This window comes from Pseudomonadota bacterium (assembly GCA_039028155.1).
Classification (GTDB): Bacteria; Pseudomonadota; Alphaproteobacteria; order SP197; family SP197; genus JANQGO01.
This window is the reverse complement of record JBCCIS010000056.1, coordinates 22,178-28,589: the sequence shown is the minus strand read 5'-3', so window position 1 is coordinate 28,589 and position 6,412 is coordinate 22,178. Positions and strand designations below refer to the sequence as shown.

5 protein-coding genes are annotated in these 6,412 nt (G+C 63.1%); 3 read left to right on the top strand and 2 right to left on the bottom strand.

The annotated features are described in order from the left end of the window. On the bottom strand, positions 1-954 hold a 954-nt coding region (locus tag AAF563_21445), incomplete at its 3' end, for a CocE/NonD family hydrolase (GenBank protein ID MEM7123855.1). A gap of 82 nt (positions 955-1,036) precedes the next feature. Beyond that, positions 1,037-2,623: an ABC transporter substrate-binding protein gene (locus AAF563_21440; GenBank protein ID MEM7123854.1), complete on the bottom strand. Its 1,587-nt coding sequence runs from the start codon at positions 2,621-2,623 to the stop codon at positions 1,037-1,039. A gap of 173 nt (positions 2,624-2,796) precedes the next feature. Between AAF563_21440 and AAF563_21435 the strand changes: the two genes are divergently transcribed. From AAF563_21435 to AAF563_21425, 3 genes are all read left to right on the top strand, one after another. Further along, a complete protein-coding gene (locus AAF563_21435) occupies positions 2,797-4,293 on the top strand; it encodes an aminotransferase class V-fold PLP-dependent enzyme (GenBank protein ID MEM7123853.1) in 1,497 nt (498 codons plus the stop codon). Positions 4,294-4,464: 171 nt separating this feature from the next. Further along, complete coding sequence (locus AAF563_21430; protein MEM7123852.1) at positions 4,465-5,070, top strand: TetR/AcrR family transcriptional regulator; 606 nt, start codon at positions 4,465-4,467, stop codon at positions 5,068-5,070. 36 nt (positions 5,071-5,106) lie between these two features. After that, positions 5,107-6,369 (top strand): aminotransferase class V-fold PLP-dependent enzyme, encoded by a 1,263-nt coding sequence (locus AAF563_21425; protein ID MEM7123851.1) that lies wholly within the window; start codon positions 5,107-5,109, stop codon positions 6,367-6,369. Positions 6,370-6,412: the final 43 nt, after the last annotated feature.

The following is a 6,412-nucleotide window of genomic DNA, read 5'->3' as shown; positions in this document are numbered from 1 at the left end:
GTCGTCCTGCATCCAGATCTGGCAGGCGGGTTCATCCTCGATGCCGTTCTCGACGCCTTTCAGCCAACGATCCCACCATCTCAGACCCTCTTGCAGAAATCCCATGGCGGGGCCGGGCGTGCCGAAGTGGGGATAGACGTGAGTCCACGGCCCGATCAGTGCGCGGCGCGGGCCCTTGAGGTTCTCCATCAGGCGCAGGATCGCGTCGGTGTAACCATCGGTCCAGCCGCCGACGGCATAGACTGCGCATTCGATGGCGTCGTAATCCTCGCACACCGATCCATGCTGCCAGAACCCGTCGCGCCGCTGGTGGCGGGTCCAGTCGATCAGCGGACAGTCGGTCTCGTTCAGGCGTTCGAGCCACATGTCGCGCCAGCGTTCGCCAACGACCGTGGGATCGGGCCAGCGCGACACGACGGCAAAGATGCCGGACCCCCAGCTGACCCCGTCGTTCAGCAGGCAGCCGCCCATGTAGTGGACGTCGTCGGCGTAGCGGTCATCGGTCGAGCAGCAGGTGATGATGGCTTTCAGTGCCGGCGGCCGGCGTGTGGCGGTCTGCAGGCCGTTGAAGCCGCCCCAGGAAATGCCGATCATACCGACGGAGCCACTGCACCACGGCTGGTCGGCCAGCCAGGCGATGGCGGCGACAAGATCGTCCTGTTCGCCCGCCAGATACTCGTCCAACAACACGCCGTCGGAATCGCCAGAGCCGCGCAGGTCGAGCCGCACGCAAGCATAGCCGTGGCCCGCCCACCAGGGATGCGTCAGGACGTCGCCCGCCGCCGTGCCGTCGCGCCGGCGGTAGGGAATGGCTTCCAGGATGACGGGCACCGGGTCGGCCTCGGCGTCTTCGGGCAACCAGACCCGGGCGGCGAGATTGGCGCCATCGGACATCGGCACCCAAAGGGTCTCGATCTCGCGTATCGGGCGGGGAAAGTCGCGGCGTACGTGCATGCTCGGCGTTGGTGTTCCTCGTAGAAAGGGACCGGCGTGACCACAGCCGCGCCGGTCCCGGTTAGGCGTTTAGGCGATCCGGCTAGACGACGCCGAAGTCGCGGAACAGATAACTCTCGCCCGATGGCGACAGCGCCGGCACCAGATTGTCGCGATAGAGGAACGCGTTGACGCCGTGGGTAACGAAGATATAGGCGCCGCTCTCTTCCATCATGTCCTGCATGTCGACATAGAGGTCGTGGCGTTTTTGTGGATCGCTCTCGGCCACGGCGGCGTCATGCATCGTCGCGTAGTCCGGACTGTTCCACCGCTCCCAGTTCCACTCGCCGATCTGCTCAGGCACGAACCATGCGGTCGCCCAGAACGGATCGGGCGCCATGGAGTAGTTGTTGTAGATCATCTGCAGATCTTTCCAGGAATCGCCTTCGGCCTCGATGCCGAGGGTCCAGAAGGTGCCGGAATCCATCGGCAGGACCTCCACGTTGATGCCGATTTCCGCCAAGTTGGCCTGAATGACCTGGGCGACGGCGACTTTGTCGGTCGTGCTTTGGACCGACAGCGTGGTATCGAAACCATCGGCCAAGCCGGCTTCTGCAAGCAGCTTCCGCGCTTCGTCCAGGTTCTTTTCGTTATAGATGTTGTTGTCGCGGTGACCGATCAGGCCGGGCGCGATGATGCCGGTCGAACGCTCGGCGACGCCGAAGAAGGCGGCCTCGATGATCTGATTGACGTCGATCGCTAGCTGAATGGCGCGGCGTACCCGCTCGTCGTCGAACGGCGGGTGGTCGACGTTCATGCCGATCCATTCGTAGTTCAGCGGCGGGCGCACCATCATCTTCGTCTCGGGCGGCAGGTTCGCCTCGAACTGGGGCACCGAGCTGATGGCGATCTGGGTCATGTCCAGATCGCCCGCTTCATAGGCGACCTCGGCCGTCTTTTCGTCCTCGATCGGGAAGATCTCGATGACGTCGAAATAGGGTTTCTTTCCCGGCCAGCCGTCGTGGCGTTCCAGCACCAGCTTCTGGCGCTGATCCCAGGACCGTATCTTATAGGGGCCGGATTGGGCCGGCGGCGTGGTCGTGAAAATCTTGTCGGACAGTTCCTCGACCGCCTTCTTGCATACGATTGAGCCGGAGCCATAGGGCATGGTGCTGCGGAACAAGGGCGCGAACGGTGCATTCAAGTGGATGACGCCGTTGTACTTGTCGATGATCTCGACCGTCTCCAGGGTCGACCAGTCGATCGCGGCCCAGGATTCCAGCGCCCCGAGGCGCTCGAAGGAATACTTGACGTCTTCGGTGGTCAGCTCGCCATAACCGTCGGTCCACATGATGTTGGGCATCAGGCGGAATTTGATGTCGGTCGGCGAGGAGACGTCGATTTCCTCCGCGGCCTCAAGCTGCCAATCCCACTCGCTGCCCGGCTTGAAGCCGACCAGCTTGTTGAAGATCGCCATCATCACGTCTTGGTCGGCGGACGCTGCGGGGCTATAGGGGTCGATACTTTGGATGTCGGAGTTGCTGCGCACGCGAAGAACCTTCTCGCCCTCGGCGTTGACATAGCGCGGTGCGGCCATCGCGGCTGCCCCTGCCAACGCGCCACGCATGACGCCGCGGCGTGTCGCCGCGAACCGACGAGCCCAAGAGTTATCGAACGTTCTAAAACGCATGGCATATTCTCCACTGAAACTGTGAAACGGCCATCGGGCGGGGCCGCAATCATGTCATGCTACGGGTTGTTATGTAGTCTTACAACGAAATGCGATGTCTACGGTCCGCGTGTTTCAACGATGTCGCTGACGACCGCCCACATCCTTCCACCACCTTGATCGAGGGGTTCACCGTGGACGACCGCAGTCCGACCGATGTGTCGCCCGATACCTTTCAACGTCTCGGCCAGAAGGTGGTCGAGCGCATCGCCGAACATCTGGCAGGCCTTCGCGATCTGCCCGTAGCGCCCGATACATCGCCGGCGGCGCTGCGCGCACGGTTGGGCGACGGGGCCATGCCGGAGGCGGGCGGCGAAATCGATGATGCCTTATCCGACATCGCCGATCTGCTGTTCGCCAACACCTGCCTCAACGGCCATCCGCGCATGTGGGGCTACATCACCGGTTCGCCATCGCCGATCGGCGCCTTGGGCGACCTTCTGGCAGCCGCCGCCAACCCCAACGTCGCCGGATGGAACGGCGCGCCGTTGGCGACAGAGATGGAAAACCAAACCGTTAAGTGGATTGGTGAACTGTTAGGTTTTTCAATAAGTTGCAGTGGAATTCTAACGTCCGGCGGAAACGCCGCGAACTTCGTTGCCATGCTGGCCGCCAGGCGCGCCAAGGCCGATTGGGACATCCGCCAGGAGGGCATGGCAGGCCGGGTGATGACGATCTACGCGACGTCTGAGGCCCATGCCTGGCTCGACAAGGCGGCCGACCTCTTCGGTATGGGCACGAATGCGGTCAGGCGTGTCAAAACCGACGATGGCCTGCGCATGGATCTCGGACATTTGGCGCAATTGGTTCATGACGACCAGGCCGCTGGTGCCATGCCGTTCTTGGTCGTTGGCTCTGCCGGGACGACGGCGACCGGGGCGGTTGATCCGCTGCCGGAGATCGCTGCGTTGTGCCGTTCGGAGAACCTGTGGTTCCACGTTGACGGCTGTTACGGCGCGCCAGCGGTGCTGGACACTGCTGCGCCCGAGGCGCTTGCAGGCATGGCCGAGGCGGACTCGCTGGCGGTCGATGCACACAAGTGGCTCTATGTGCCATTGGAGGCAGGCTGCACGCTGGTGCGCGATTCGCGCGTGCTGACCGAGGCGTTCGCCACCAATCCTTCCTATTACGCGATGGCGGTGGAGGAGGGCGGCGAGCCGATTACTGACTATTACGCTATGGGCCTGCAAAACTCGCGCGGCTTGCGCGCGCTCAAGGTCTGGCTGACACTCAAACAGATGGGCCGTGACGGCTATCGCAGAGCGATCGCGCGGAACATGGCGCAGGCGCGAATGATGTTCGAGGCACTCGACGCCGCCGACGACTTCGAGGCGGCGACCTGTCAGCTCAGCATCACCACCTTCCGCTACGTTCCGCGGAACCTCGTGGGCCGCGTGCTCGAACCAGCCGTCAGCGCGTATCTCAACAATCTTAACGCGGCGCTCATGATGCGCGTGCAGCGCAGCGGCGATCTCTATCTCTCTACCGCGGTCGTCGACGACCGCCAACTGCTGCGCGCCTGCATCGTCAACTTCCGCACGACGGATGACGACGTGCGCAGTGTGCCCGAACGCGTCCGCTGCCTGGCCGAACCGCTGGACGCCGAGATGCGCGGGGAAGCCGGACTCTAGGCTGCGTCTGCCTTCGGCGGTTCGAACTGAAGCCAGCAGTCTTTACCTGGGTTCTCGCGGCCGCGATGTCGGCGTGTCAGAAAAACGAAATTGACTCAGTTTTCGAAGCGCATTACGAATTCGTAGTCAACTTCGATTATCGGATCGACCGGGGATAACCATCGAAACCGCATGTCCGGACTACGTGAAAAATCCAAGGCGCGCCGCCGCCAGGCCATCCTGCGCGCGGCGGCCGAACTGTTTGCCGAGCATGACTACACGGCAACCCGCATGGAGATGATCGCCGAGCAGGCGGAGGTCGCGCTCAGCACGCTCTATCAATACTTCCCGTCAAAGGCCGATCTGGCGCGCGAGATCTATCGCCAGGACACGGATCTGGTGCGCGGCCGTCAGGAAGACATCATCGCCCATCCACCCGACGACCCGGTCGAGGCGGTCATGGCGCTGATTGAAACCGACGTGAATAGCTCGCTCGACTACACGGATGCCCGGACCTGGCGGCAGATCGTGGTGGCCGGCTTCATGGAGTCGGGCCGCGACGGCATGGGCGTCGACCCGTTTTCCGAAACCGAAGTCGAACCGTTCCAGCGCTTGCTCGAGACGCTGTGCAAGAACGGCCATCTCCCGTCCTCGACCGACGTCCCGGAGGTCGCGAAGTTGCTCGGCCTCGTCAACATGGGCGTCTTCTTTCACAACATGGCGACGCAGCCAGGACGTGAGAAGTCGCTTGAACGGGCACGACCCTATGTCGAGACGATTATCGGCCGCGTCGCATAGACCCACGACACCAACACCAGACAGTCGGAGAGGAGCATGAACAAACTCAGCAACGTCGACCGCGCTCTGCCGGAACACGGCACGCCGTGGATCGACCTGCAGCACGAACTCAATGCCAGCCGTGCCGACGATTTGGACTGGACCCATGGCGCTCTCTATTACCACTGGCCCGAACCCGGCGGTAACGTGCACCAGGCCGCCATGGCCGCCGGCAACATCTTCTTCACCGATATCTGGCTCGGCCGTTTCAGCCAGCCCAGCGTCAACAAGCTGTCGTCGGAAATCGAGGGCTTCGTGCTCGACCTGCACGACGCGCCCGCCGACGGTCATGTGACGCTGACATCCGGTGGTACCGAGTCGATCCTTCTGTGCATGAAGGCGGCGCGTGATTGGGCCCGCCAGGAGCGCCCGAAGATCACCAGGCCGAAGGTCGTCGCGCCGTTCTCGGCCCATCCGGCGTTCAGCCGTTCGGCCTTCTATTTCGGCCTCGATCTCGTCCGCGTGCCCGTCGGGCCGGACCTGCGTGCCGATCCCAAGGCGATGGAGCAGGCGATTACCGACGACACCATCGCCCTGATCGGTTCGGCGCCAAGCTGGCCTTACGGTCTGATCGATCCGATCCCGGAGATCGGCGCCTTGGCCGAAAAATATGGCCTGTGGTGCCACGTCGATGCGTGTATTGGCGGATTCCTGATCCCATTCTATCGCGCACTGGGCGATGATCTGACCGCGATGAACTTTTTAGTGCCCGGCGTGACGTCGATCTCTGCTGATCTGCACAAGTTCGGGTTCACACCGCATGGCATCTCCTCGGCCACGTTCCGAAGCCACGATCATGCGCGGCATGGTCTGTTCGAAATGTCGGATTGGCCGTGCGGGCGTTATGCGGCCGAGACCGTGCAGGGCACCAAGGCCGGCCACACGGCGGCGAGCGCCTGGACGACGATGCGGTTGTTGGGTCGGGAGGGTTATCTGGACGTCGCGCGGCGGCTGCACGAAACGACGGACAAGCTGGTCCGGGGCATGGCACCGCTCGGCATCACGCCGCTGGCCCAGCCGGAGGCGGGCATCCTGGTTGTCACCGGCAGCGACGTCGATATCTTTGCCGTCAGCAAAGGTCTTTTCGAGCGTGGCTTTCCCCATTGCAGCGTGCTGCAGCCGGAAGCCCTTCACTTCGTGCTCAACCCGCTGGAGAACGACGCGCCAATCGATGCGCTTCTGGAAGCCATGAGTGGCGCCGTCGCCGATGCCAAGGCCGGTCGCATCACACGAGAGGGCGAGCAGGCCACCTATGCTTAGCCACTGGCGCCGGCGCGCAAATCAACCACGGCGGAACCGTCAT